Annotated in this window: 26 protein-coding genes and 1 tRNA gene; 19 read left to right on the top strand and 8 right to left on the bottom strand. The window is 61.0% G+C overall.

Features of this window, described 5'->3' with window-relative positions:
* Positions 1-4: 4 nt before the first annotated feature.
* Positions 5-910, bottom strand: coding sequence for a DMT family transporter (locus ACFWXH_RS05885; protein ID WP_379118294.1), 906 nt, complete (start codon positions 908-910; stop codon positions 5-7).
* A gap of 95 nt (positions 911-1,005) precedes the next feature.
* Positions 1,006-1,305, bottom strand: a complete 300-nt coding sequence (locus ACFWXH_RS05890; RefSeq protein ID WP_379118296.1) for a putative quinol monooxygenase — start codon at positions 1,303-1,305, stop codon at positions 1,006-1,008.
* A 131-nt stretch (positions 1,306-1,436) separates the two neighbouring features.
* Between ACFWXH_RS05890 and nagZ the strand changes: the two genes are divergently transcribed.
* The 10 genes from nagZ to ACFWXH_RS05940 all read left to right on the top strand — a co-directional run bounded on the left by nagZ (position 1,437) and on the right by ACFWXH_RS05940 (position 10,766).
* The gene (nagZ, locus tag ACFWXH_RS05895) at positions 1,437-2,456 is read left to right on the top strand and encodes a beta-N-acetylhexosaminidase (RefSeq protein ID WP_379118298.1); all 1,020 of its coding nucleotides are present in this window, start codon (positions 1,437-1,439) and stop codon (positions 2,454-2,456) included.
* Positions 2,457-2,524: 68 nt separating this feature from the next.
* Positions 2,525-3,322 (top strand): ScpA family protein, encoded by a 798-nt coding sequence (locus tag ACFWXH_RS05900; RefSeq protein ID WP_054311598.1) that lies wholly within the window; start codon positions 2,525-2,527, stop codon positions 3,320-3,322.
* A complete protein-coding gene (scpB, locus tag ACFWXH_RS05905) occupies positions 3,319-4,050 on the top strand; it encodes an SMC-Scp complex subunit ScpB (protein WP_379118300.1) in 732 nt (243 codons plus the stop codon). The genes ACFWXH_RS05900 and scpB overlap by 4 nt, the downstream gene beginning before the upstream one ends.
* A 178-nt stretch (positions 4,051-4,228) precedes the next feature.
* On the top strand, positions 4,229-4,447 hold the full coding sequence (locus ACFWXH_RS05910; protein WP_054311554.1) for a twin-arginine translocase TatA/TatE family subunit: 219 nt from the start codon (positions 4,229-4,231) through the stop codon (positions 4,445-4,447).
* A gap of 50 nt (positions 4,448-4,497) precedes the next feature.
* Positions 4,498-5,232, top strand: a complete 735-nt coding sequence (tatB, locus tag ACFWXH_RS05915) for a Sec-independent protein translocase protein TatB (protein ID WP_379118303.1) — start codon at positions 4,498-4,500, stop codon at positions 5,230-5,232.
* Positions 5,229-6,101 (top strand): twin-arginine translocase subunit TatC, encoded by an 873-nt coding sequence (tatC, locus tag ACFWXH_RS05920; protein WP_379118305.1) that lies wholly within the window; start codon positions 5,229-5,231, stop codon positions 6,099-6,101. The genes tatB and tatC overlap by 4 nt, the downstream gene beginning before the upstream one ends.
* Before the next feature lie 215 nt (positions 6,102-6,316).
* A complete protein-coding gene (gene serS / locus ACFWXH_RS05925; protein ID WP_379118307.1) occupies positions 6,317-7,621 on the top strand; it encodes a serine--tRNA ligase in 1,305 nt (434 codons plus the stop codon).
* A complete protein-coding gene (gene surE / locus ACFWXH_RS05930; protein WP_379118310.1) occupies positions 7,621-8,379 on the top strand; it encodes a 5'/3'-nucleotidase SurE in 759 nt (252 codons plus the stop codon). Before serS ends, surE begins: the two co-directional genes overlap by 1 nt.
* A complete protein-coding gene (locus ACFWXH_RS05935; RefSeq protein ID WP_379118312.1) occupies positions 8,376-9,029 on the top strand; it encodes a protein-L-isoaspartate(D-aspartate) O-methyltransferase in 654 nt (217 codons plus the stop codon). The genes surE and ACFWXH_RS05935 overlap by 4 nt, the downstream gene beginning before the upstream one ends.
* A 138-nt stretch (positions 9,030-9,167) precedes the next feature.
* Positions 9,168-10,766: a peptidoglycan DD-metalloendopeptidase family protein gene (locus ACFWXH_RS05940; protein WP_379118314.1), complete on the top strand. Its 1,599-nt coding sequence runs from the start codon at positions 9,168-9,170 to the stop codon at positions 10,764-10,766.
* Between the two features lie 119 nt (positions 10,767-10,885).
* On the opposite strand, the gene ACFWXH_RS05945 is transcribed toward ACFWXH_RS05940, so the two are convergent.
* Positions 10,886-11,788, bottom strand: coding sequence for an ATP-binding protein (locus tag ACFWXH_RS05945; protein WP_379118975.1), 903 nt, complete (start codon positions 11,786-11,788; stop codon positions 10,886-10,888).
* 197 nt (positions 11,789-11,985) lie between these two features.
* Between ACFWXH_RS05945 and yajC the strand changes: the two genes are divergently transcribed.
* The 6 genes from yajC (at position 11,986) to ACFWXH_RS05975 (ending at position 17,729) form a co-directional block, all read left to right on the top strand.
* Positions 11,986-12,324: a preprotein translocase subunit YajC gene (gene yajC, locus ACFWXH_RS05950; RefSeq protein ID WP_054311561.1), complete on the top strand. Its 339-nt coding sequence runs from the start codon at positions 11,986-11,988 to the stop codon at positions 12,322-12,324.
* Between the two features lie 49 nt (positions 12,325-12,373).
* On the top strand, positions 12,374-14,920 hold the full coding sequence (secDF, locus tag ACFWXH_RS05955; protein WP_379118316.1) for a protein translocase subunit SecDF: 2,547 nt from the start codon (positions 12,374-12,376) through the stop codon (positions 14,918-14,920).
* Positions 14,921-14,933: 13 nt separating this feature from the next.
* A complete protein-coding gene (locus ACFWXH_RS05960; RefSeq protein WP_379118318.1) occupies positions 14,934-15,341 on the top strand; it encodes an Mth938-like domain-containing protein in 408 nt (135 codons plus the stop codon).
* A 26-nt stretch (positions 15,342-15,367) separates the two neighbouring features.
* Positions 15,368-16,192 (top strand): phytoene/squalene synthase family protein, encoded by an 825-nt coding sequence (locus ACFWXH_RS05965; protein ID WP_379118977.1) that lies wholly within the window; start codon positions 15,368-15,370, stop codon positions 16,190-16,192.
* A gap of 149 nt (positions 16,193-16,341) precedes the next feature.
* Positions 16,342-16,779: a hypothetical protein gene (locus tag ACFWXH_RS05970; protein ID WP_379118321.1), complete on the top strand. Its 438-nt coding sequence runs from the start codon at positions 16,342-16,344 to the stop codon at positions 16,777-16,779.
* Positions 16,779-17,729, top strand: coding sequence for a sterol desaturase family protein (locus ACFWXH_RS05975; RefSeq protein WP_379118323.1), 951 nt, complete (start codon positions 16,779-16,781; stop codon positions 17,727-17,729). Before ACFWXH_RS05970 ends, ACFWXH_RS05975 begins: the two co-directional genes overlap by 1 nt.
* A gap of 49 nt (positions 17,730-17,778) precedes the next feature.
* Here the strand turns inward: ACFWXH_RS05975 and ACFWXH_RS05980 are convergent, their stop codons facing one another.
* The 4 genes from ACFWXH_RS05980 to ACFWXH_RS05995 all read right to left on the bottom strand — a co-directional run bounded on the left by ACFWXH_RS05980 (position 17,779) and on the right by ACFWXH_RS05995 (position 20,674).
* Positions 17,779-18,342: a hypothetical protein gene (locus ACFWXH_RS05980; RefSeq protein WP_379118325.1), complete on the bottom strand. Its 564-nt coding sequence runs from the start codon at positions 18,340-18,342 to the stop codon at positions 17,779-17,781.
* Positions 18,343-18,401: 59 nt separating this feature from the next.
* Positions 18,402-19,826: a methylenetetrahydrofolate--tRNA-(uracil(54)-C(5))-methyltransferase (FADH(2)-oxidizing) TrmFO gene (gene trmFO, locus ACFWXH_RS05985; protein ID WP_379118327.1), complete on the bottom strand. Its 1,425-nt coding sequence runs from the start codon at positions 19,824-19,826 to the stop codon at positions 18,402-18,404.
* Between the two features lie 521 nt (positions 19,827-20,347).
* The gene (locus ACFWXH_RS05990; RefSeq protein ID WP_082407436.1) at positions 20,348-20,488 is read right to left on the bottom strand and encodes a DUF1127 domain-containing protein; all 141 of its coding nucleotides are present in this window, start codon (positions 20,486-20,488) and stop codon (positions 20,348-20,350) included.
* Positions 20,489-20,533: 45 nt separating this feature from the next.
* Positions 20,534-20,674, bottom strand: a complete 141-nt coding sequence (locus ACFWXH_RS05995; RefSeq protein WP_082407437.1) for a DUF1127 domain-containing protein — start codon at positions 20,672-20,674, stop codon at positions 20,534-20,536.
* Positions 20,675-20,913: 239 nt separating this feature from the next.
* Here ACFWXH_RS05995 and ACFWXH_RS06000 point away from each other — a divergent pair, with 239 nt between their 5' ends.
* Positions 20,914-22,032 (top strand): DUF2157 domain-containing protein, encoded by a 1,119-nt coding sequence (locus tag ACFWXH_RS06000; protein WP_379118330.1) that lies wholly within the window; start codon positions 20,914-20,916, stop codon positions 22,030-22,032.
* On the top strand, positions 22,029-22,607 hold the full coding sequence (locus ACFWXH_RS06005) for a GDYXXLXY domain-containing protein (RefSeq protein ID WP_379118332.1): 579 nt from the start codon (positions 22,029-22,031) through the stop codon (positions 22,605-22,607). Before ACFWXH_RS06000 ends, ACFWXH_RS06005 begins: the two co-directional genes overlap by 4 nt.
* Before the next feature lie 19 nt (positions 22,608-22,626).
* Here the strand turns inward: ACFWXH_RS06005 and ACFWXH_RS06010 are convergent.
* Positions 22,627-22,711: transfer RNA gene (locus tag ACFWXH_RS06010), tRNA-Leu, on the bottom strand.
* Positions 22,712-23,049: 338 nt separating this feature from the next.
* On the opposite strand from ACFWXH_RS06010, the gene tig reads away from it, so the two are divergent.
* Positions 23,050-24,516, top strand: a complete 1,467-nt coding sequence (tig, locus tag ACFWXH_RS06015) for a trigger factor (protein ID WP_379118979.1) — start codon at positions 23,050-23,052, stop codon at positions 24,514-24,516.
* Positions 24,517-24,583: the final 67 nt, after the last annotated feature.

Consider the following 24,583-nt stretch of genomic DNA (forward strand, 5'->3'; position numbering starts at 1 on the left):
ATCGTCAGTTTCGGCTCCGTGCCATGGAACCAGACAGCAGTGGCCAGCCGAGATTGATCGCCAATCCGGCCAGCAGGATGAGGACCAGCCCGGCGCCTTGGGTGAGTGTGATCGAGCGCCCGAACACGACGAGATCCGTGATCAACGCGGCGGCAGGGTTGAAGAAGGCGCCAGCCGCGATAACCGGGGTCGGTAGCTTCGGATACGCGGAATAGAGCAGAACGTACACGATGCCTGTATGGACGAGGCCGAGGCCTGCCAGCCATCCCCACATCGGCAGGCCGCCGGTCAGCGTTGCGGTCCCCATAAACGGGGCAAAGGCGACGAGGCCGATCGTGCAATGCAGCGTGCTCAGCACATCCGGCTTTACCGATTTGACGGCGCGGGTGGTCAGAGTCGTCGCCGCGTAGAATAGGGAAGCGACCACCGCCAGGCCGACGCCAATCAGCCAGTTCCGGTCCGTCTGCATGGCGCCGATCTTGGGCAGGATGGTCAGCACGAGGCCCGTGAAGGCAACCGCGATCCAGCCAAGCTTGTCGCGCGACAGTCTTTCCCCAAGAAACAGACCCGCGATCAGCACGATCCAGAAGGGTTGAAGGTGATAGATGATCGTCGCAAAGCCGATCGAGGTGCGATTGAAGGCTTCAAACAGAGCTAGCCAGTTGATGACGAGGCACAACCCGCTGATCAGGATAAGCGGCCATTGGCGCCTGGCGATGCGGAGATAGTCGCCATAACCACCGCGCAGGCACACCCAGGCAAACAACACGAGCGCGCCGAACAGGCAGCGGAAGAAAACAACGTTGAACGTCGGTTGGCCTGACATGATCGAGAACAGCCCTGCTGTGCCGGACAATGCCATGCCGGCCGACAGCATGATGGTGGGTCGGGCGAGATCGTTTTTCATCATCGTCTGGTTCTGGACTGGCATCATCTACGTGGCACAAGACCAGTATGCCAATCGGGCTCGGCGCGTCTTCTATCGGGCCAGACGATCGTCTGTCGTTACGTCGCCCGTGCTTCGCCGATCTCGTAGACGCGAAGATCACGGTCGGTGATGCCGAGTTCCGGCCAGGTAGCGCGCCAGGCCATGATGTGGTCGGAAGCGAAATGCGCGTCGAGCGAGGGCTGGTCGCGCCAGATCTCCTTGACGTGGATACGCCCGGCGATCAGCACGTCCTCCGCGTAGGAATATTCAAGGCAACCGGTTTCGGCGCGGCTGGCGACGATCATGCGCTCCATTGCCGGGCGCGCTTCGGCCAATTTTTCGGGCGGCAAGCGAACGGTGCCGATGATCAGAAGCATTTTTCGGGCCTTGGATGTTGGTGTGCCAGCATCCTATGTCAGACCGAGTATCGCCTGGATTGCAACCGGAGACGTTCGCCTCTGTTCGCTCCCAGATTCCCTTGAGCTTGCGAAAGCTCTAAGCTCGGGCCATGACCGAATCACAGACCCTCATCCTCGGCTGCGCCGGAACATCGCTCTCTCGCGAGGAGAAAAGCTTCTACCGGGGCGAATGCCCGTGGGGTTTCATCCTCTTTGCCCGCAACATTTCCGAGCCGGAGCAGATCCGCGATCTCGTCGCCGAGATACGCGATTGCATCGGCCGCCCGGAAGCGCCGGTCTTCATTGACCAGGAAGGCGGGCGTGTTCAGCGGCTGCGGCCTCCTCTGGCACCGAACTATCCGGCCGGAGCGGCGTTTGGCGCGCTTTACCGCGACGACGAAGAGATCGGCTTGCGTGCCGCCTGGCTGCTTGCTCGCCTGCACGCCTTCGACCTGCTGCGCTACGGCATCACAGCCGACTGTCTGCCGGTTCTCGACGTTCCGGTGGAGGGAGCCAATGACGTGATCGGCGCGCGCGCATACGCCAAGGACCCGTCGATCGTCACCGCACTCGGCCGTGCCGCTGCTGAAGGTCTGATGTCAGGCGGCGTCATCCCGGTCATGAAGCACATTCCCGGCCATGGTCGGGCCTTCGCCGACACGCATTTCGAGCTGCCGACGGTGACGACGTCGTTGAAAGAACTGCGTAAGCATGATTTTGCCCCATTCCAGGCGCTCAACCACCTGCCGATCGCGATGACCGCGCATGTCATCTTCAGCGCGGTCGATCCGGATAATCCGGCGACCACCTCCGGCAAGGTCGTGGAGGAGATCATCCGCGGCGAGATCGGTTTCGACGGGCTTCTCGTGTCCGACGACACGTCAATGAAGGCACTTTCTGGGGATTTCCAGACAAAGGCGGCCTCGATCCTTGCGGCGGGCGTCGATCTGGTCCTTCACTGCAATGGCGTCATGGAGGAGATGGTCGCCATTGCCTCGCGGGCAAAACCGCTGGAAGGCAAGGCGCTGGAGCGGGCCAACCGGGCGCTCGCTTCGGTCAAGGGGCATGACGACAAGGAAGAGGCTGAATTGCGGGCCGAATTCGCGGATTATTTCGAGGCGGTCGCGTAACCGCATGGAGTGAGAGAAGAGGCAAGGTGGCGGAACTAGCGGAGAAAAAAGCCGGCAAGGCCGCGCCGATGGACCGCCTCTGGGCCGAGGGTGACGACGATCGTGTCACTGGCGATCCCGAGCTGGTCGTCGACGTCGCCGGTTTCGAAGGGCCGCTTGATCTTCTCCTTCATCTCGCCCGCAACCAGAAGGTCGATCTCGCCCGCATCTCGATCCTGGCGCTGGCGGAGCAATATCTGGCCTTCGTCGAGAAGGTGAGGGCGCTGCGGCTCGAACTCGCCGCTGACTATCTGGTAATGGCAGCATGGCTGGCCTTCCTGAAATCCAAGCTGCTCATCCCCAAGCAACCCGGCGAAGAAGGCGAGAGCGGCGAGGAAATGGCGGCGGTGCTGCAATTCCGGCTGCGTCGCCTGGAAGCCATGCGCGACGCAGCCGCACGCTTGGTCAATCGCAACCGGCTTGGCCGCGACGTTTTCCAGCGCGGCTTGCCCGAAATGGTCATCGTCGAGAAGCGCAACGAATTTTCGGCGACACTCTACGACCTGCTCACCGCCTACGCCGGACAGCGCCAGCGGCAGGCGATCTCCACTGTGCGCATCGCCAAGCGCGGGGTGTGGTCGCTCAAAGAGGCGCGTACCATTCTAGCCCGGCTGATCGGCGTATCGGGGGATTGGACTGCGTTGGATTCCTTCCTGATCGAATATCTGGCGAGCCCCGAGGAAAAGCGCACCGCCATGGCGTCCTCCTTCGCGGCGACATTGGAGCTTGTGCGCGAAGGCAGCATGGAAATGCGCCAGGATGAGGTGTTCGCCCCGCTCTACTTGCGAGGGCGTCAACGCGTGAAGGCAGTCGAGGTCGTGCAATGAGCGAAAGCAGCAACGCTTCGGTCATCCCCTTCAAGGTGGAAGACGAGGACGAGGACCAGAACCCGGCGGAGCGCCTGCATCAGGCCGAGGCCGTGCGCATGGCCGAGGCAATCGTCTTTGCCAGTGCGGAGCCTGTGACCGAGAAGCAACTTGCCCAGCGCCTGCCTGACGGCGTCAACGTCGCGGCGGCCATGGCGGAGCTGCAGGACATCTATTCGCGCCGGGGCGTGAACCTTGTGCGTGTTGGCGATAGCTGGGCCTTCCGGACCGCGGGTGACCTAGCCTTCCTGATGAGCCGGGATTCGGTTCAGCAGAAGAAGCTGTCGCGCGCAGCCCTCGAAGTGCTGGCTATCATCGCCTACCATCAGCCGGTCACGCGCGCGGAGATCGAGGATATTCGCGGTGTCGAGACCTCGAAAGGCACACTGGACACGCTGCTGGAAACCGAGTGGATCAGGATGCGTGGTCGCCGCAAGACACCGGGTCGCCCGGTCACTTACGGCACCACCGACAAGTTCCTCGATCATTTTGCGCTGGAGGAGATCCGCGATCTGCCCGGTATCGAGGAGCTGAAGGGGGCAGGGCTGCTTTCCACCCGCATGCCGGCCAATTTCTCGGTGCCGCAGCCCCCTGCCGATCCGGACGAATTGACCGAGGACGAGGATCCGTTGACCGACATCGATCTCGAAGAGCTTGGCCTTTTGACGCCGCGCGTCACGGAAGAGTGATTGGCCAGCTCACCGAAAGCCGTTCATGCGCTGTTTGGTAGCGGCGTATTTTCGGGTGCGCTCAACAAATCCGGCTGACAATTGGCCGCACGTGATAGAAGCTGTCGCGGTTCCGTTTGAATCCGGATGCGAAAACGCATAGATCAGCGGCAGGGAAACAGTTCAAGAGAGATAAACAATGGGTTCGTTTTCGATTTGGCACTGGCTGATCGTGCTGGTCATCGTGCTCCTGGTGTTCGGCCGGGGCAAGATTCCGGAACTGATGGGTGACATGGCCAAGGGCATCAAGAGCTTCAAGAAGGGCATGGCTGACGACGAAGCCGACGATTCCCGCACTGTCGAGCACCGCTCCGACGAAACCGTCTCGAAGATGAAGGAAAAGGCCGGCAAGAGCTGAGCCGCTGCTTTTCCGGAGACATCGTCAGGCATTAGTCGGAACTCAGAGCCATGTTTGAAGTCGGCTGGACCGAGATGCTGGTGATTGCGATCGTCATGATCGTGGTCGTCGGCCCTAAGGATTTGCCGAACATGCTGCGTACCTTTGGCCGCACGGTGGCCAAGCTGCGTTCCATGGCCGGTGACTTCCAGAAGCAGTTCAACGATGCGCTGAAGGAAGCCGAGCTCGACGACGTCAAGAAATCGGTCGACGAATTGCGCGGTCTCAATCCGGCGGCTCAAATCCGCAAGCAGCTCAATCCGTTTGAGCAGGCCGCCGCCGATGTGCGCGCTGGTGTCGACAACATGATGAAGCCGAAGCCGGCGGAAGATCCGACGGCTCCAGCCGCAGGTGAACCGCAGGCGACGGAGCCACTGAAGAACGGCGCTACCGTCCTGCCCGGCGTGAACGGCCCGGAAAGCATGCCGGCAGCGCCAGCCGTTCCGGCAGTGGAACCTGTTGCGTCTGCAACTCCGGCAGCGCCGGCAAGGCGCAAGCCAGCCGCCAAAGCGTCTGATGCTTCGCCGAAAACTGCTTCCAAGCCTGCTGCTGCAAAAGCGGCACCCAAGGCAGCCGACAAAAAGGCATCGGCCAAGCCGGGTGCAACCAAGCCCGCTCCCGTCGCCAAAACCTCAACTGCGGCCAAGGTCGTAGCGAAGGCGACGCCAGCTCAGAAGGCGGCGGCCAAGCCGACAACTGCAAAGGCGCCCGCTCCCACAAAGAAGACGGCGAGGACCGCCAAGTGAGCCTTTCTGAAAAGGACGAGATCGACAAGTCGTCGGCCCCGCTCATCGAACATCTGATCGAGCTCCGTCGCCGGCTTATCTGGTCGATCGGCGGTTTCTTTGTCGCGTTCCTGGTCTGCTTCTTCTTTGCCAAGAAGCTGTTCAACCTGCTGGTCGTCCCATTCAAATGGGCGACGCAATGGGCCGGGCTCGATCCGCATAAGGTCGAGCTGATCTATACCGCACCGCAGGAGTTTTTCTTCACGCAGGTCAAGCTCGCCATGTTCGGCGGCATGGTCATCGCTTTTCCGCTGATTGCGACGCAGATCTACAAGTTCATCGCACCCGGTCTCTACAAGAACGAACGCGCTGCCTTTCTGCCGTTCCTGATCGCCTCGCCGATCCTGTTCCTGATGGGTGCAGCCCTTGTCTATTTCTTCTTCACACCGATGGTGATGTGGTTTTTCCTCGCCATGCAGCAGGCCGGAACGGACAGCGAGGTGCAGATTTCGCTGCTGCCCAAGGTGTCGGAGTATCTCAGCCTCATCATGACGCTGATCTTCTCCTTCGGCCTGGTTTTCCAGTTGCCGGTGGTGACCAGCCTGATGACGCGCGTCGGCATGCTGTCCTCGCAAGCGCTGGTCGATAAGCGCCGCTGGGCGATCGTCATCGCCTTTGTCGTCGCAGCCGTGCTCACACCGCCCGATCCGCTCAGCCAGATCGGTTTGGCGCTACCCACCATCATCCTGTACGAAGTCGCGATCTGGACAGCGCGTATGATCGAGAAAAGCCAGCAGCGCGAAAAACTGGCACGGGAGAAGCAGGAAGCAGACGACTCCACTGGGGAGCAGTCTTCCGAATCTTCTGCGGATCCTGCGCAACAATCCTGATCCAGCTCTCCGGTCGCCACCGTCTTCTGGCCCATGGTCGCGAGTCGTATCTCGTTGGCGAAATTTCGGCATCCTGCGGCGGACCGAATGATGGTGCCGCCTGGGGCACGAAGTCTCGATTTTGATTTTCCGTTCCGGGCGCGCCAGGCCGTCCCACCCTTGCATCCTGGGCCGAGGAGAGTTACCCCACGGCTCCCTCTTCAGGATGGATGGACATGCTCGATATCAGATGGATTCGCGAAAACCCGCAGGCCCTCGTTGAAGCGCTGGTGAAGCGCTCGTGGTCGCAGGCCGATGCGCAGTCCACCGTCGAGGACATCATTGCCAGGGATGAAGCCCGTCGTGCGCATCTCGGCCGGCTGCAGGAGGCGCAGGAGCGCCGCAATACCGTGTCCAAGGAGATCGGCAAGGCGCTCAGCATGAAGGATGCCGAGCTGGCTGAAAAGCTGAAGACCGAAGTCGCCGAGATCAAAAGCTTCATCCAGGGTGGTGAAGCCGAGGAGCGCCGGCTTGATGAGGCGCTCGAGGGTCTCCTGGCTGTCATACCCAACGTGCCGCTGGATGACGTTCCGGTCGGCAAGGACGAGCACGACAATGTCGAGGTACACAAGGTCGGCAAGGTCGCCACGCGGCCGAACTGGGTCAAGGAGCACTTCGAGATCGGCGAGGCGCTGGGCCTGATGGATTTCGAGCGCGCTGCCAAGCTGTCGGGCTCGCGCTTCACCATTCTCCAGGGGCAATTGGCAAGGCTCGAGCGCGCGCTCGGCCAGTTCATGCTCGACCTGCATACGACCGAGCATGGCTACACGGAAGTGCAGCCGCCGCTTCTGGTGCGCGACGAAGTGCTCTTCGGCACCAACCAGTTGCCAAAATTCGAAGAGGATCTTTTCTTCACCCCGCATGGCGAGAGCCGGCTGGGCCTGATCCCGACGGCTGAAGTGCCGCTTACCAATCTGGTGCGTGAAGAGATCGTCGCGCATGACAGGCTGCCGTTGCGCCTCACCGCACTCACGCCATGCTTCCGCTCGGAAGCCGGTTCGGCCGGCCGTGACACGCGCGGCATGCTGCGCCAGCACCAGTTCTACAAGGTCGAACTGGTCTCGATCACCGATCAGGAGGCGTCGTTCACCGAACACCAGCGCATGACGCAGTGCGCCGAGGAAGTGTTGAAGCGGCTTGAATTGCCGTTCCGCACCGTGGCGCTATGCACCGGCGACATGGGCTTCGGCGCGCGCAAGACCTTCGACATCGAGGTCTGGCTACCCGGGCAGAACGCTTATCGCGAAATCTCGTCCTGCTCGGTCTGCGGCGATTTCCAGGCCCGCCGCATGAACGCCCGCTATAAGGACCGCGAAGGCAAGGGCAACCTCTTCGTGCATACGTTGAACGGGTCGGGCGTTGCTGTCGGGCGCGCACTCATTGCCGTCATGGAAAATTATCAGAACGAGGATGGCAGTGTAACCATTCCTGAAGCGCTCAAGCCTTACATGGGCGGCCTGGAAAGAATCGAATCGAAATAATGCGTATTCTTCTGACCAACGACGACGGCATCCATGCCGAGGGACTGGCTTCGCTGGAACGCATCGCCCGAACGCTTTCGGACGATGTATGGGTCGTGGCACCGGAAACCGACCAATCCGGCTATGCGCATTCGCTGTCCATTTCCGAGCCGTTGCGCCTGCGCAAGATCGGTGATCGCCACTATGCGGTGCGCGGCACGCCGACCGACTGCGTCATCATGGGTGCACGCAAGATCCTGCCCGGACTGCCGGACCTCATTCTGTCCGGCGTCAATTCCGGTGCCAACATTGCCGACGATGTCACCTATTCGGGCACGGTGGCAGGGGCTATGGAGGGCACGCTGCTCGGTGTGCGTTCCATCGCCATCAGTCAGGCATATTCATATGTCGGCGAGGATCGCGTCGTCCCTTACGAAACGACCGAGGCACTGGCACCGGCATTGCTGAAGAAGCTGGTTACTACGCCCTTGCCGGAAGGCGTGCTGCTCAACGTCAATTTTCCGAACTGCGCGCCAGAGGAAGTCTCCGGCACGGTAGTGACTTCGCAAGGCAAGCTGGTGCATTCGCTGTGGGTTGATGAACGCCGCGACGGCCGGGGTCTGCCTTATTTCTGGCTGCGCTTCGGCCGCGAGCCAGCGGAAGGCAAGGCTGGCACCGATCTTCATGCCATGCGCAACAAGCTGGTCTCGGTAACGCCGCTCCACCTTGATCTGACCGCATACGAAATCCGCGACCAACTGACGAAGGCGCTTGCATGACCGGTGGTTTCGACGAACGCGAGGGGTTTGCTGCCTTTTTGCTTCGCCTGCGCGGCAAGGGTGCCGTTCCGAAACCGCTGATCGCTGCGTTCGAAGCGACGCCACGCCAGGCTTTCATTTCCGGCCAGTTCCATTCCATCGCCTGGACCGATCGCATGTTGCCGATCGAGTGCGGCGAGGCGATGGAAGGAGCTGACCTGCAGGCCGCCGTCATTACCGCGCTGAACATCGAGCCCGGCAATCGCGTGCTGGAGATCGGCACCGGTTCAGGCTTTACCGCGGCCGCCATGGCGCGGTTGGCTGCGCGTGTTGTCACCGTCGATCGCTACAAGTCGCTTATCGAACTTGCCAAGCAGCGCTTCGAAGCACTCGGCATTACCAATGTGTTCGCGCGTCATGCCGATGGTTCGAACGGACTCGTCAATGAAGGGCCATTCGATCGAATCATCGTCTGGGCAGCCTTTGACACTTTGCCGCGTTTTCTGCTCGACCAACTCTCCAGTGGCGGTACGGTGATCGCTCCGATCGGCCCGGAAGAGGGGGAACAGGTGCTGGCCAAGTTGATCAAGGTGGGCAGCCGTTTCGAACGCGAGGATATCGGTACGGTGCGTTTCCAGCCGATCTTGCCGGGGGCTGCAGCGTTCATTTGATCTCCGGTGCACGTACCGCCCCGATCCGGACAAACATTTTAAGAAAAATTTCGACGGATTCTAACGGCTTAACCGACCAGTAACATTAACGCGCTTTAATCAGGTACAGTGAGTACCGGGTAAGTGCGGGTTGTTGCGATGCAGTTCAAATCCTTGAAGGCAAACAAACGCAATTTGACGCGTGGCTGCGCCATGTTGCTGGTCATCGGAGCTGTTTCTGGGTGTAGTTCCCAGGTTGCCCGCTTCGGTGGTGTCGATACGATGGCGACGGCCTCGACCGACAATCAGCGTTCAATCATAACCAAGCCGGCTGCTTCCCAGCCTTATCCGGGAGACGCGCAGTATCAGGCATCCAATGTCAACTATTCGCGCTCGTCGGTCACCCGTTCCAGCCTGTCGCCGGTTTCGTCGCAGCCGCTGCCGACGGTAGCGCAAGCGACTGCGCCGGCTGTCAACAAGGCCCGTTCTGTCGCTGAACCGATCATGGCGCAGGGCGCGGCGAAGGTCGCCAAGGTCGATCAGACCGTAACTGGCGGCGTCAATCAGCTGCAGGCGCCGGTGAATTCCACGATTGCCAGCACGCAGATCGTGGCAGAGGAAGTGAAGGGCTGGTCGCGGGCCGGCGGTACGCAGATCACCGCACGTGAGGGCGAGACCGTCTACAACCTCTCGCGCCGCTACGGTGTGCCGGCTGACGTCCTGATGAAGACGAATGGTCTCGCCTCGGCCGACGGACTCAAGAGTGGTCAGAAGCTGGTCATCCCGACCTATGTCTATACCAACAAGGCACCGGTTTCCGCGCCGGATAATGATCCGAACGTTGCCGATGCCAAGTCGTCGCGCGGCACCAAATACGATGTGCCGGCCGACAAGGTGCCTCTGCCCGGCAACGCGCCGGTGGAAAAGGTAGCTGTTCTGCCGCAGCAGCCGAAGGTCAAGGAAGGCAAGGCTGCAGCTCAGGTCGACACCTCGGCTGCCGCGAGCGATCCGAAGGCGAAGTTGGCCAAGGAAGCCCAAGTCGCTGCCGCGCAGCCGAAGGGTGGGGCAGGCGGCTACACCGTCCAGCAGGGCGACACACTGTCTTCGATTGCTCGCAAGACCGGTGTTTCGACCACTGCGCTGAAGCAGGCCAACGGCATGCAGGACGGCCTGCTGCGCATCGGCCAGACCTTGAAGGTTCCTGCTGCGGGTGCCGCGCCTGCGGCAGCAGTGGCTGCCGCCAAGCCCGCGGCTGCGGTCGATGCCGTCAACACGGCTTCAATCCCGGCACCGGAGAAGCCGAGTGCCACGCTGGCCACCTATACACCGCCGAAGAAGGACCAGAAGGTCATTCAGCAGGCCGAGAGCGACGCCGCCGAGGCTCCCGATGCCACCGGTATTGGCAAGATGCGCTGGCCGGTGCGCGGTCGCGTCATTTCCGGCTACAAGTCGGGAACGGGTGGTATCGACATCGCGGTTCCGGAAGGCACACCGGTCAAGGCTGCCGAGAACGGCGTCGTCATCTATGCCGGCGACGGGTTGAAGGAATTCGGCAACACCGTGCTGGTGCGGCATGAAGATGGCCTTGTCACGGTCTACGGCCACGCCTCCTCGCTGGAGGTGCAGCGCGGCCAGAAGGTCAAGCGCGGCCAGGAAATCGCACGATCCGGTATGAGCGGCACCACCGAGTCGCCGAAGCTGCATTTCGAGGTACGCAAGAATTCGTCGCCGGTCGATCCGCAAACCTTCCTCGAGTAGGCCGGGCCTCGAATAGAAGAACAAGAAGATCGCGGGTCGTCGACCTCCAGTCCGGCCCGGCAGCTTGGCCCGCTCCTCGAGGAGCGGGCTTTTTCGGTTTATGTCGATGAATCAGCTTGTTAGAGCGGCTTGCCGAGGCGGCCGGCCAGATCCTGCGTGAACTGCCAGGCGACACGGCCGGAACGGCTGCCGCGCGTCGTTGCCCATTCCAGTGCCTCCGCACGCAGCGTGTCGGCATCGATGTCCAATCCGAAATGGGTGACATAGCCGTTGACCATGTCGAGATAGTCGTCCTGCGAGCATTTGTGGAAGCCGAGCCACAGGCCGAAACGGTCTGACAGCGACACTTTTTCTTCTACCGCCTCTGACGGATTGATCGCTGTCGAGCGCTCATTGTCGATCATGTCGCGCGGCAACAGGTGACGGCGGTTCGAGGTGGCATAGAAGATGACGTTGTGCGGCCTGCCTTCGACGCCACCTTCCAGCGCTGCCTTGAGCGACTTGTAGGAAGTGTCGTCATGGTCGAAGGAAAGGTCGTCACAGAACAGGATGAAACGATGGGGGGCGATCTTCAGCATCGCCATCAGCTTCGGCAAGGTGTCGATGTCCTCGCGATGGATCTCGATCAGCTTGAGCGGGCCGCCTGGTTTGCCGGATGCGTTGATCGCAGCATGGACAGCCTTGACCAGCGAAGACTTGCCCATGCCGCGCGCGCCCCACAGCAGCACATTGTTTGCAGCATAGCCGGAGGCAAAACGCTCCGTGTTGTCGAACAGGATGTCGCGCACGTGGTCGACGCCACGGATAAGGGAGATGTCGACCCTGTTCACCTTGGCGATCGGCTCGAGATAGCCGGGATCGGCCTGCCAGACGAAGCAGTCGGCCGCGGCAATGTCGGTCCTCGGCGGCGGTGGCGGTGCCAGCCGGGCAACGGCTTCGATCAGGCGATCGAGTTTTTCGGATAGCGCTTCGATGTTTTCCTGGGGCAAGGGACGTCCTCGGCATCGTGATGATGTACGCATCTGCGTGCGTACCGTACCGTACGGTTCTCTCATGAGGTTCCGCTTTTTGCAAGCATTGGTGCGACCAAAGCGACACGCTGGCACAACAGTGGTGGGAGCAGGGTGGGGAATGGTTGCAATAGTGGCTTTACCGACTATATTCCGCGCAAATTTCGTGGGCCGGATAACGGCTTTCCTCTACGTCTCAGGAGTTTTCGATGTTCGTGACACCGGCATACGCCCAGGGCGTTGGCGCTACCCCTGATGTCTTCATCAGCATTTTGCCGTTTGTCCTCATTTTCGTGATCATGTATTTTCTGATCATCCGTCCGCAGCGTACGCAGATGAAGAAGCGCGGCGAAATGCTGTCCGCGATCCGCCGCGGCGACACGGTCGTCACCGGCGGCGGTTTTGTCGGCAAGGTTACCAAGGTGGTGGACGACAACGAACTCGAGGTTGATCTCGGCAACGGCCTGAAGGTCACCGCTCTGCGCAGCACCATCGCCGACGTGCGGGTCAAGGGCGAGCCGGTTGCCAACCAGAACGCCAAGAACTAAGCGCTGCGGCGTGCCCGGCACGCCGGATCGGCCCACTGGATCGTAGAACATGCTCTATTTTTCGCGCTGGAAGGCAATCCTGATCTGGCTGGCTGTTGCCGTCACGTTCGTCCTTGCCGCGCCCAATCTTATTCCGGCCGACACTTTGGCCAAGCTGCCGAGTTGGGTGCCGAAGAAGCAGATGACCCTGGGTCTCGACCTGCAGGGTGGTTCTCACATTCTTCTCCAGATCGATCAGAACGATCTGATCAAGGATCGGCTCGAAGCCAGCCGTGACGAAATCCGGACACTGCTGCGCGATGCCAAGATCGGCTACACCGGTCTGTCCGGTTCCGGCCGGGTCGTACAGGTGCGCATCCGCGATGTTGCCCAGGTGGATGCCGCCAAGAACGCGTTGAAGGGGCTGACAGCACCGATAACGTCAGGCCTGTTCGGCGGTGGCACCATCACCGAGTGGACGGACGACCAGCCGGAACCCGGTCTGCTGCGCTTCACCATGACGGATGCGGGCATTAAATACCGTTCTTCGACAGCGCTGACGCAGTCGATCGAGGTCGTTGACCGCCGTGTCAACGAACTCGGCACCACCGAACCGATCGTGCAGCGCCAGGGCGACGACCGCATCGTGGTGCAGGTGCCAGGCCTGCAGGACCCTCAACGGCTGAAAGAAATCCTCGGCCAGACCGCCAAGCTGACCTTCCAGATGGTTGATCAGACGATGCCGGTGCAGGAGGCCATCAATGGCCGTCCGCCGGCAGGCTCGAGCGTGCTCTATTCGAAGGATGATCCGCCGGTTCCGTATTTGATCGAGAACCGCGTCATCGTCTCTGGTGAAAACCTCGTCGACGCGCAGGCGACGTTCAACTCGCAGAACAACGAGCCGGTCGTCTCGTTCCGTTTCGATTCCAAGGGCGCTACCCGCTTCGGCCAGGCGACCCAGCAGAATGTCGGCAAGCTCTTCGCCATCATCCTCGACAACCAGGTGATTTCGGCACCGCAGATTCGCGAGCCGATCCTTGGTGGCACGGGCCAGATTTCCGGCAATTTCACCGCCCAGAGCGCCAATGACCTCGCGGTCCTGCTGCGCGCCGGCGCGCTGCCCGCAACGCTGACCGTCGTCGAAGAACGCACCGTCGGTCCAGGCCTTGGGCAGGACTCGATCCAGGCCGGCAAGATCGCCGGTATCATCGGCTCGATCCTGGTCGTCGGATTCATGTTCGTGGCCTATGGTTTCCTCGGCTTCCTCGCCAACATCGCGCTGGTTGTGCATGTCGCCATGATCGTCGGGTTGCTGTCGCTGCTCGGCGCCACGCTGACGATGCCGGGTATCGCCGGTATCGTGCTTACCATCGGCATGGCGGTCGATTCCAACGTGCTGATCTACGAGCGCATTCGCGAGGAACGTCGACAGGGGCGGTCGGTCATTCAGGCAATCGACACCGGTTTCGCCAAGGCACTGGCGACCATTGTCGATTCCAATGTCACGTCTTTCATCGCCACCATCGTGCTGTTCTGGCTCGGTTCTGGCCCGGTGAAGGGCTTCGCCGTGACCTTTGCGATCGGCATCCTGACCACTGTCTTTACCGCCTTCACCTTTACGCGCCTGCTGGTCTCGATCTGGCTGCGTCGTGCCAAGCCGAAGGAACTCCCGCGCGCGCCGGTGACCTTTGTTCCGCCTGGCACCAACATCCCGTTCATGGGCGTCCGCCGCTGGACTTTCGCACTGTCCACGCTGCTGTCGATCATGTCTGTGGTGCTGTTCATGACAGTCGACATCAATTACGGCGTCGACTTCAAGGGCGGTTCGACGATCGAAGTGCAGTCGAAGAGCGGGCCGGCGGACATCGCCGATATCCGCGGCAAGCTGTCGGAACTCAACATTGGCGACGTACAGGTCCAGCAGTTCGGCAGTCCGACCGATGTTCTGATCCGTGTGGCGGCACAGGAAGAAGGCGACAATGCCGAGCAGAGCGTCATCGACAAGGTGCGCGCGGAGCTACAGGACAAATATGATTTCCGCCGTGTCGAAGTCGTCGGTCCGACTGTGTCGAGCGAACTCGCCACGCAGGGCACGATCGGCATGCTGGTCGCGCTGGTTGGTATCCTGATCTATGTCTGGTTCCGCTTTGAATGGCAGTTCGCCGTCGGTGCCATCGTCGCGACCGTACACGATATCGTCATGACGATCGGATTCTTCTGTGTAACAGGCATTGAGTTCAACCAGTCGTCGATCGCCGCGATTCTGACCATCATCGGCTATTCACTGAACGATACGATTGTCGTCTATGACCGCGTCCGTGAGGATCTGCGAAAATACAAGAAGACGCCGATGCCGCAGATTCTGAACACAGCGATCAACGAGACGCTGTCCAGAACGACGCTGACGGCGGTCACCACCATTCTGGCCTTGCTGGCGCTGGTGCTGTTCGGTGGCGAGGTGATCCGGTCGTTCACGTTGGCAATGCTGTTCGGCGTCGTGTTCGGCACCTATTCGTCGATCTTCATCGCCGCGCCGTTGCTCATCCTCTTCAAGTTGCGTCAGGCTCCTGATGCTTCCGGAGAGAAGCCAGTGAACGGCAAAGCGATCACGACTTGACGGATTAGGACCTGTGGCGAAAGGCCTCTTCGGCGGCAAAGGCATCATTATCCGCGAGGCGCATTTTCCAGGCCGCGCGGCGATCGAGGCCTACGGCAATGGCGGCTTTCGCTTCGCCGACATGTCGCATCGCGGCTCGCTGCTCTGCCTTCCATCCGGTATCCACGGCTGGCAGCCGACCAATCCCGCCGCCTTGATGGCGGCGGATTTCGACAAGGTGTTGGCCGAAGCCGCCAATATTGAAATCCTGTTGGTTGGCATGGGCAAGGATTTGCGGCCGCTGCCGGTGGCGCTGAAAGCTGCGCTCAGGGAGGCCGGGATTTCGGCCGACCCGATGTCAACCGGGGCCGCCGTCCGCACTTATAATGTGCTGCTAGCCGAAGACCGCGCCGTCGCCGCTGCCTTCATAGCGGTCGACTGACCGTGAGCGACACCCACGGGACCGTCATGGATACGGTGCGAGCCGCCGACCATGACCGCTATCTTTCCGCACTCTACGCGCCCGCCGACAAGCGCGATGCGCTTCTGGCGCTCTATGCCTTCAATGCTGAAATCGCCAGCGTGCGCGATCGCATCCGCGAGGCATTGCCAGGTGAGGTCCGCCTGCAATGGTGGCGGGACGTCATTGCGTCGGACGCGCCGGATGCCGGCGCGGGCAATCCACTTGCGGAGGCGCTGACGGCGGCGATCCGCCAATACAACCTGCCCAGGCAAGCCTTCGATAACTATCTCGAAGCACGCACCTTCGATCTCTATGACGACCCCATGCCGTCTCGCACCGATCTCGAAGGTTATTGCGGCGAGACGGCGTCGGCATTGATCCAACTGGCCGCTCTCGTGCTCGACCCGGGGCAGGCGCCGCGCTTTGCCGAACTTGCCGGCCATGCGGGTTGTGCACAGGCGATCGCCGGTTTGCTGCTTCTGCTACCGCTGCACCGGGCTAGGGGACAGTGCTATGTGCCCGCAGATATTCTGACCGCGGTGGGTACTTCGCCGCCGGAATTCCTGGCCGGCGACGGTGGTCCGGCGGCCGGACGAGCCGCAACGGCGATGATTGCCCTGGCGCAGGAGCACCTTGCTGCCTTCGAACGTGGGGCGGCGGTATTGCCGGCCTCCTTGCGTCCGGCTTTTCTGCCGCTGGCACTGACGAAAGCCTATCTGGCTTCGATGAGCCGTCGCGATGCGGCAGCACTGCTTTCCGGGAACGTGCGGCTTTCGGCTCTGAAACGGCATTGGCTGTTGTTGCGCCAGGCCGGCCGTGGCTGGATCTGAGCGCGCTTTCTCGAGCCCACAGCAGCGAAAGGCTATGGTGCTGCTGGTCGCCGCGTTTTCGCGTCGATTTTCTTTGACGTAAACGTCAATCATGATAGCTTTCAAGCCGGGGTTTGGGCGCGGGGAGGCGTTCGCCCGGAGGAGCGCCTTTGATCAGCTTGCCGGTTCTCGTGGTGATGGTCGTCGTCGGCATTTCGATGGCGGTTGCGGCCGTGCATTTCACCGGTGGCAGCCGCACCACGCGGCTGGCTGATGCCAGGCAGGCCCTGGACCGGTTTGCTGTGGATTTTCCCGATCTCAAGCCGGGCACGGTTCAACTCACTGGAAATGGCGATACGGCTTTCATCGAACTCGCTGACGGGCATACGGGTGTCGTCCATGCCATCGGAGACCGCTTTTTGACGCGTATTGTGACGCCGGCCGAGATCGAATTAGTCAAGCTCGACAGCAACAATGTGCTGACGCTGCGCTTCAGGGATTTCACCTGGCGGGGCGGGCGCTTCGCCTTCGCTGACGCCGCCACGGCGCATGCGGTTTTCCAGCCGCTCGATCCAAACAAGCAGTCGGTTCGGCAGGAGGCCGCCTGATGGAGATTTATCAGTTTCCCGATGTCACCAAGCTCGCCATCCCGTTCTTCGTCGTCGCCATTCTGCTGGAAGTCTGGCTGGTGCGCACGGGCCGAGCCAAAGGGGAGTTCGAAACCCGCGACACCCTCACCAGCCTGATGATGGGGACCGGCAACGTCGCGGCCGGAATCCTGCTCGGCATTGTTTCCTTTTCAGCGCTGATGTGGGTTTGGCAATTCCGTTTCTTCGATCTCGGCGTGTCGGTTTGGACCTGCATCGCCGCTTTCCTGATCGATGATCTGCGCTATTACGTCTATCACCGCATCGCGCATCGGTGCCGCTGGGTGTGGGCCGAGCACGTCAACCACCATTCCAGCCAGCACTACAACCTCTCGACGGCGCTGAGGCAGAGCTGGACAGGCCTGTTCACCGGCATGTTCGTGCTGCAGGTGCCACTGGTGCTGCTTGGTTTCCATCCGGCTGTCATTGCCTTCGTCTACGGCTTCAACCTCATCTATCAGTTCTGGATCCACACCGAGACCATCGGCAAAATGTGGAACTGGGTGGAATTCATCTTCAACACGCCGTCGCACCACCGTGTGCATCACGCCACCAATCCGCGTTATCTCGACGCCAACTATGCCGGTACGCTGATCATCTGGGACCGCATGTTCGGCACCTTCGTCGAGGAACTGGAAGAGGATCGGCCGCGCTTCGGCATCGTCAAGAACATCGGCACCTTCAATCCATTCAAGGTGGCGTTCCATGAATGGATCGGCATGTTCAAGGACGCGTTTTCTCCTGGTCTGACACCCGGTCAGCGGCTGCGGTATCTGTTCATGCCGCCTGGCTGGAGCCATGATGGTTCGCGCGACACCTCCGAAACGCTGAAGGCGGCCTATGTCCGCCGCAATCCTGCTGAAGCAGGCAAGCCGGGACTGCCGGGTCAGAAGATCGAGGCTGCCGAATAGAAGGTCGGAGCGCAGAAAGCCGCCAAGCCGGTTTCCTACCGAGCCCTGGTTAGCCGGCCTTCGGCTGTTGAACGCCGACCATTGGAATGCCCCATGAAGACAACGGCATGTCGCTGGACGTCCGTACCAGCGAATCGTAGACGGCAAGGCTTTGCAGGCGCTGTGTTTCGCTGCTGCATTGCTGGACGAAACCGCCTGCATACCAGGTGCAGCCCAGCCGCTCGCCTGGTAAGGCGCCTGTCGCCCAATCCTTGACGACACCGTCGGAACCCACACGGAAATAAGCGAGCCGGTAGCGCGTGCCGACGCTTTCGCGCTGCATCAAGAGCCCTGCGTTCACACCCGTTCGCGTGGATTCGACATTGTCGATGTGCCGGTAAACCGTATCGCCGTCGACCAGACGGTATTCGCCGATCATCGGCCCGTAGATGGTCGCGCCTGCCAGGCCTTCGACGGACATTTGGCTTTGCGACGCGATCTGTGCATAGGGCTTGCCCGTCGCATAGCGCATGTAGTTTCGGTCGCCGAGCGACTGCAATGCCTCGGGTGCTGTGGTGCAGCCGGTGAAAGCCGCCAGAAGGACGGCAGCAAGGACAGTTCTTTTCCGAAGCATGATGGTCCCCCGACCACGAGGGACGCAGACTAGTCTGCCGGGGCCTGAAGGTAAATCCGCTACTCTGCCGCCTGCGCCTGCGCTGGCAGGCCGAGCCATGCACGGCAGTCGGCCAGCGCGCGCGCTGTCGTTGCCTTCTTCTTGGCAATCGATTTGTCTTTTCCCCGGAAACGGCCTTCGAAACCGTCGGGGCGCAGTTTTGTGCCAGCCTCCAGCGCCGGAAACAGGCCGAAATTGACATTCATCGGTTGGAACGAACGCTTGCCCGGTTCGTCGTCGGACGTGATGTGGCCGCCGGTGATGTGGTTGAGCAGCGCGCCGAAGGCCGTGGTGGCCGGTGGCAGTGAGATCGGCAAGCCGAGCCGCTCGGCGGCAGCGAAGCGGCCGGCGAGCAGGCCGATCGCGGCACTTTCGACATAACCTTCGCAGCCGGTGATCTGGCCGGCAAAACGCAGGCCGGGCCGGCTTTTCAGCTGCAGCGAGTCATCGAGCAAGGTAGGCGAGTTGATGTAGGTGTTGCGATGCAGTCCGCCGAGCCGTGCGAATTCGGCATTCTCAAGTCCAGGGATGGTCTTGAAGACGCGTACCTGCTCGCCATGCTTCAGCTTGGTCTGGAAACCGACCATGTTGTAGAGCGTGCCCAAAGCATTGTCCTGCCGCAGCTGCACCACGGCATAGGCCTTGACCGTCGGGTTATGCGCGTTGGTCAGGCCCATTGGTTTCATCGGCCCATGCCGCAGCGTTTCGGCGCCGCGCTCGGCCATTACCTCGATCGGCAGGCAGCCATCGAAATAGGGTGTGCCTTCCCACTGCTTGAATTCTGTCTTGCCGCCTTCGATCAGGGCCTGCACGAAAGCGTCGTATTGCGCCTTGTCCATCGGGCAGTTGATGTAGTCCTTGCCGGTGCCGCCAGGGCCGACCTTGTCGTAGCGAGACTGGAACCACGCAACATCCATGTTGATCGTGTCGAAATGCACGATCGGCGCGATGGCATCGAAGAAGGCCAGCGCATCTGCACCGGTTTCGGCGGCGATCGCCTCCGCGAGCGATGGCGCCGTCAACGGTCCTGTTGCGACAATGGCCTGACCCCATTCCGCGGGCGGCAGGCCAGTCACTTCCTCGCGCTGGACGGTGATGAGCGGGTGTGCCACGAGCCTGGCGGTCACCGCAGCCGAAAAACCATCGCGGTCGACGGCAAGTGCACCGCCGGCCGGAACCTGGTTGGCGTCGCCCGAAGCCATGATCAGTGAGCCGGCCAGCCGCATTTCGGCGTGCAGCAGTCCTACAGCATTGGATTCCGCGTCATCGGATCGGAAGGAGTTCGAACACACCAGTTCGGCGAGATCCTGGGTCTTGTGTGCATCGGTGCCGCGTACCGGACGCATTTCGTGCAGGATCACCGGCACGCCTGCCTCGGCAGCCTGCCAGGCGGCTTCCGAACCGGCGAGACCACCGCCAATGATGTGAATGGGGTTCTTGCTCATGCGGCCCGCAATAATCCTTCAGCCGTGCGAATGCAATTGTCGCAATGGCGGTTGGGTCCCATAGGCTTCGATGGAGTTGAAAAACACAACACCCGCCGGGGGAGGAGGTCCGGCGGGTGTCGTTTTGGTGACCGACCTCAGGGAGGAGGAGGAGGCCGGTCTTATTCGTCGTTGCCCGGGAGGAGGTGGGCTTCGACGAAATTCCTTTCGCCAGATTGGAGAGGGCGAAACTCTCTTTCGGAAACAATGCCCGCCGCTGGGAGGAGTGCGGCGGGCACCGTTTCGGTGGTCGGCCTCAGGGAGGAGGAGAGGGCCGACCTATTCGTCATCGCCGGGGAGGAGGTCGGCTCTGACAAAATTCCTTTCGCCAATTGGAGAGGGCGAAACTCTTTTCGGAAACAACGCCCGCCGCTGGGAGGAGGAGTGCGGCGGGCGCCGTTTCGGTGGTCAACCCTTGGGAGGAGGTAAGGGGTGACCGTATCCGTCAGGGTCTGGGAGGAGGTAGACCCTGGCGAAATTACTTAGCTTGCCTTGCGAGCAGCCTGCTTGATCTCCATGCGGAACAGGCCAATGTCTTCCAACTGGCGGTTCGACAGGCGACCCAGCTGTTCAACCGTGTCGCGATAAGCGCGCCAATTACGGTAGTTGCGGATCAGGTTCATTGTCTTGTCTCTCAATTCGGTTCGGGCCGGGCTCGGCCCGATTGGTTACGCAGCCTTGCGGGCCACGTAGGCGATGTCGCTGCGGCTGATGCCGATATCGCTCAGCTCACGGTTGCTCAGGCGGCTCAGCTCGGAGACGGTGTCCCGGTAGCGGCGCCAGTTGCGGTAGTTGCGGATCAGGTTCATGATATTTGCTCGTTTACGTCTTTGTTCGTTCGTTCATCTTTTCTGTACGGTGCTAAAATAGGTGGACCCATATCGATTTAAAAGTGCGATTGACGCATGGCAGCAATGCGTTTTGTGCAATGCAACATGGCAACCATTTCACACCGTCGTCATAAAGAAACCAGAATCGGAAAATGACGCCCTGCCAATGATTTGCCCTGGCTGGCTGGTAATCCGACTAAAATAGTGGAGTGACACCCTTGGCAAGCTATGCGAGCAAGGTCAGGCAGGATATCGCGCGTTGGGTCGAAAATGGGCTGATCGATGCCGGAACCGGCGAAAAGCTTAGCCGCGACGTCGATGCGAATATCCGTCGCTCGTTCTCCTTCGGAACAATACTGGCCATGCTGGCGGCTATCCTGCTCGGCGCCGCGATCCTCATTTTCATTGCCGCCAACTGGGAAACCATTCCACGCATAGCGCGGGTGCTTGCCGTCTTCGCGGTCATTGCGGCTGGCTATGTCGGTGGCGCATGGCTGAAGCTGCGAGAACACCCTGCCTTCGCGGAGGCGGCGTGGGTGGTCGCTGCGACTGCCTTTGGTGGAGCGATCGCGTTGATCGGCCAGATGTATCATTTCTCCGGCGACGAATCCGGTGCGATCCTCACCTGGTGCGCGGGCACCGCGCTTGCCGCCGTGGCACTGCGCTCGAATCCGCTCACTGTCATGGCTGTTGCCATCGCCGACGGTTGGCTGGTTATGAGCCTGCTCAACGGTTTCGATTTCCGGAGCGGATTCGACTTCCCCTATCTTTATGTCTTGATGGCGATAGCGCTGTTCCTGATCTCTTATTGGACGCGCAGCCAACCCGCGCGCCATCTGATCATTCTGTCGCTTATCATCTATGCGGGCTTCGTCGCCTTGGACGACGATTGGGATGCGATGGCGATCCAATTGGCGATCGGCTCGGCGGTGGTCTTTGCCGCAGCTGTCTACGCGTCCGAGCCACTGGATGGCTTGCTGCAGCTTGGCGGGCGGCTACCGCTTCATGCCTTTATTGGTTTCCTAGTCGGCATGGCAATCTTGCAATTCAAATATGACGAGGGCGGCGGCCTGGTTCTCACCTCGGCGCTGATGCTCGCCGGTATCGTTGCTGCCATCGTGTTGGCCGGGCGCGACAGTCGAGGCTTGCGCTGGCTCGCCTATATCGGTTTCGCCTATGAACTGGTCTGGATCTATCTCGTCATGATGGGGACAATGCTGGACACTGCCAGCTTCTTTCTGGCGGCGGCTGTGATCCTTGGCCTTCTCGCCTTCGTCATCATCCGCGTCGAAAAGAGCATGCGTGGGCGCGCCGCGGCGGGAGGGACTGCGCAATGACCGGTAAGAAGCTCATTATCTCTGCAGTCGTCCTGGCGCTTGTACAGATCGGCTTTCTGAGCTGGATCATTGCCGGCCGTGCCGCCATCCTGCGCAACGGCACGGAGGTTCTGCTGAAGGTCGAGCCTGTCGATCCGCGCGACCTGCTGCGTGGCGATTATGTGCGGTTGGGTTACGAGATCTCTACCATTCCGGCCAAGCTGGTTGCCGATCTGGCGCCAGGCCAGACAACGACGCCCGGCGGCCGCATGCTGGTCCGGCTGAAGAAGGATGTCGATGGCTACTGGCGTCCGGTTTCAGCCTTCTTCGGCACGCCGGCCACTGTGCCAGGTTCGGATGAGGCTGATATTGCCGGCACGATTTCCGGCGGCTGGTCGCTCGAGGCCGACGCTACGCTGTCGCCGGATTATGGTATCGAGCGCTTTTATCTGCCGGAAGGCGAGGGGCGGGCTATCGAGACCGATATGCGGGTTCGCCCGTTTGGCGTGCGCGTTGCGCTGGCCAAGGATGGTACGCCGCAGATCAAGGCGCTGGTCGATGGCGACAAGACGCTGTTCGAGGAGCCACTTTATTAGGAGTCTTGTCGGGAAAAAGTGGTGCGGATGAAGGGACTCGAACCCCCACGCCTTTCGGCACCGGAACCTAAATCCGGGGCGTCTACCAGTTCCGCCACATCCGCATACCGGGCCAAATCCCACGTAGCCATCATTCTGTCAATGTCGCCGGTCAAGACACGGCTTGTTGCCGGGCGCGAAGATAGTTGAAAATCGGCCTCGCCTGTGACAAAAGGCGTGTCGAATGTGACGGGATGCGACGATCCGCTTCTGCTAAATGTGATATGAAGTAGGAAAAACAAAGACTTAATCACATTTTGGGGCGTCGTTGGGAGAATTGAGCCGCCGAAGCGGCCAAGGGCTCCAGCTTCCGTACCAAAGCCACTCCCGGCAAGACTATTCCGGCAGGCTGCGAACGGCGGATCCGTTTGCCAGTCTCATTGGTGAAGATAAAGGTTTGATGATGCAGGTCACCGAAACGCTCAATTCCGGCCTCAAGCGCGAGATCAAGGTCGTCGTGCCCGCCGGCGACATGGAGGCCAAGCTCCTGGCCCGTCTGTCGGATGCCAAGGACAAGGTCCGCATCAATGGCTTCCGTCCGGGCAAGGTGCCCGTCCAGCACCTGCGCAAGGTGTACGGCAAGTCCTTCATGGCCGAAGTGGTCAACGAGATCCTGAACGAGTCGCGCACCATCATCACCGGCCGTGGCGAAAAGGCCGCCATGCAGCCCGAGGTCATCATGACCGAGGACGAGAAGGAAGCTGAGAAGATCCTGGCTGGCGGCAGCGATTTCGAGTTCAAGCTGAACTACGAGGTCATCCCGGCGATCGAGATCAAGGATTTCTCCGACATCAAGGTGACCCGCCCGGTCTATGACGTGCCGGAAGCGGAAATCGACGAACAGGTCCAGCGTGTTGCCGAATCGTCCCGCTCCTACGAGACCAAGTCGGGCAAGGCCGCCGAAGGCGACCGCGTCACCATCGACTATGTCGGCAAGATCGACGGCGAGGCTTTCGCTGGCGGTGCCGGCACCGACCAGCCGCTGGTGCTGGGTTCCAAGGAATTCATCCCGGGTTTCGAGGATCAGCTGATCGGCTCTAAGGCCGGTGATGAAAAGCAGGTCACCGTCACATTCCCGGAAAATTACCAGGCGCCGCACCTGGCCGGCAAGGAAGCCACTTTCGACGTCACCGTCAAGGAAGTCGCCGCTCCCGGCAAGCTGGAGGTCAACGACGAAACCGCCAAGAACCTTGGCCTGGAATCGCTTGAGCGCCTGCGCGAAGTCGTAAAGGGCCAGATCGAGAGCCAGTTTGGCTCGATGACGCGCCAGAAGGTCAAGCGCCAGCTGCTCGACCAGCTCGACGGTTCCTATTCGTTCGAAGCGCCGTCCAAGCTGGTCGAGGCTGAGTTCACCAATATTTGGAACCAGGTCAACCGCGATCTCGAAGCCGCTGGCCGCACCTTCGCCGACGAAGAGACGACCGAGGAAGAGGCCCGCGCCGAGTACACTCGCCTTGCCGAGCGTCGCGTCCGTCTCGGCCTTGTGCTTGCCGAAATCGGTGAGAAGGCTGGCGTCACGGTCTCCGATGACGAGCTGCAGCGCGGCCTGTTCGAGCAGATCCGTCGCTTCCCGGGCAACCAGCAGCAGGAAGTCTACGAGTTCTACCGCTCCAATCCGGATGCGCTGAACACGCTGCGCGCGCCGATGTTCGAGGAGAAGGTCGTCGACCATCTGCTCGGCCAGATCTCTGTCACCGACAAGAAGGTGAGCAAGGAAGAGTTGATGGCCGAGGACGAGGAAACCGAGACCAAGGCCAAGCCCGCCAAGAAGGCCGCTGCCAAGAAGGCGGAAAAGGCCGAAGAAGCCGGCGCGGAAGAGCCGAAGAAAAAGGCTGCTCCGAAGAAGAAAGCTGCCAAGGACGCCGAATAAGCGTCAAAGGTTCAAGAATGAAGGCCGCCGCGAGGCGGCCTTTTTCTTTGAACGATTGTGCTCGATA

Source organism: Mesorhizobium sp. NPDC059054, from assembly GCF_042739215.1.
In the GTDB taxonomy this organism is placed as follows: domain Bacteria; phylum Pseudomonadota; class Alphaproteobacteria; order Rhizobiales; family Rhizobiaceae; genus Mesorhizobium.

Excerpts from the sequence above, each read along its gene's own strand:
- ACFWXH_RS05885 (WP_379118294.1), bottom strand. The coding sequence starts at position 910 with ATGATGAAAAACGATCTCGCCCGACCCACCATCATGCTGTCGGCCGGC.
- ACFWXH_RS05890 (WP_379118296.1), bottom strand. The coding sequence starts at position 1,305 with ATGCTTCTGATCATCGGCACCGTTCGCTTGCCGCCCGAAAAATTGGCC.
- nagZ (WP_379118298.1), top strand. The coding sequence starts at position 1,437 with ATGACCGAATCACAGACCCTCATCCTCGGCTGCGCCGGAACATCGCTC.
- ACFWXH_RS05900 (WP_054311598.1), top strand. The coding sequence starts at position 2,525 with ATGGACCGCCTCTGGGCCGAGGGTGACGACGATCGTGTCACTGGCGAT.
- scpB (WP_379118300.1), top strand. The coding sequence starts at position 3,319 with ATGAGCGAAAGCAGCAACGCTTCGGTCATCCCCTTCAAGGTGGAAGAC.
- ACFWXH_RS05910 (WP_054311554.1), top strand. The coding sequence starts at position 4,229 with ATGGGTTCGTTTTCGATTTGGCACTGGCTGATCGTGCTGGTCATCGTG.
- tatB (WP_379118303.1), top strand. The coding sequence starts at position 4,498 with ATGTTTGAAGTCGGCTGGACCGAGATGCTGGTGATTGCGATCGTCATG.
- serS (WP_379118307.1), top strand. The coding sequence starts at position 6,317 with ATGCTCGATATCAGATGGATTCGCGAAAACCCGCAGGCCCTCGTTGAA.
- surE (WP_379118310.1), top strand. The coding sequence starts at position 7,621 with ATGCGTATTCTTCTGACCAACGACGACGGCATCCATGCCGAGGGACTG.
- ACFWXH_RS05935 (WP_379118312.1), top strand. The coding sequence starts at position 8,376 with ATGACCGGTGGTTTCGACGAACGCGAGGGGTTTGCTGCCTTTTTGCTT.
- ACFWXH_RS05940 (WP_379118314.1), top strand. The coding sequence starts at position 9,168 with ATGCAGTTCAAATCCTTGAAGGCAAACAAACGCAATTTGACGCGTGGC.
- ACFWXH_RS05945 (WP_379118975.1), bottom strand. The coding sequence starts at position 11,788 with ATGCGTACATCATCACGATGCCGAGGACGTCCCTTGCCCCAGGAAAAC.
- yajC (WP_054311561.1), top strand. The coding sequence starts at position 11,986 with ATGTTCGTGACACCGGCATACGCCCAGGGCGTTGGCGCTACCCCTGAT.
- secDF (WP_379118316.1), top strand. The coding sequence starts at position 12,374 with ATGCTCTATTTTTCGCGCTGGAAGGCAATCCTGATCTGGCTGGCTGTT.
- ACFWXH_RS05965 (WP_379118977.1), top strand. The coding sequence starts at position 15,368 with ATGGATACGGTGCGAGCCGCCGACCATGACCGCTATCTTTCCGCACTC.
- ACFWXH_RS05975 (WP_379118323.1), top strand. The coding sequence starts at position 16,779 with ATGGAGATTTATCAGTTTCCCGATGTCACCAAGCTCGCCATCCCGTTC.
- ACFWXH_RS05980 (WP_379118325.1), bottom strand. The coding sequence starts at position 18,342 with ATGCTTCGGAAAAGAACTGTCCTTGCTGCCGTCCTTCTGGCGGCTTTC.
- trmFO (WP_379118327.1), bottom strand. The coding sequence starts at position 19,826 with ATGAGCAAGAACCCCATTCACATCATTGGCGGTGGTCTCGCCGGTTCG.
- ACFWXH_RS05990 (WP_082407436.1), bottom strand. The coding sequence starts at position 20,488 with ATGAACCTGATCCGCAACTACCGTAATTGGCGCGCTTATCGCGACACG.
- ACFWXH_RS05995 (WP_082407437.1), bottom strand. The coding sequence starts at position 20,674 with ATGAACCTGATCCGCAACTACCGCAACTGGCGCCGCTACCGGGACACC.
- ACFWXH_RS06005 (WP_379118332.1), top strand. The coding sequence starts at position 22,029 with ATGACCGGTAAGAAGCTCATTATCTCTGCAGTCGTCCTGGCGCTTGTA.
- tig (WP_379118979.1), top strand. The coding sequence starts at position 23,050 with ATGCAGGTCACCGAAACGCTCAATTCCGGCCTCAAGCGCGAGATCAAG.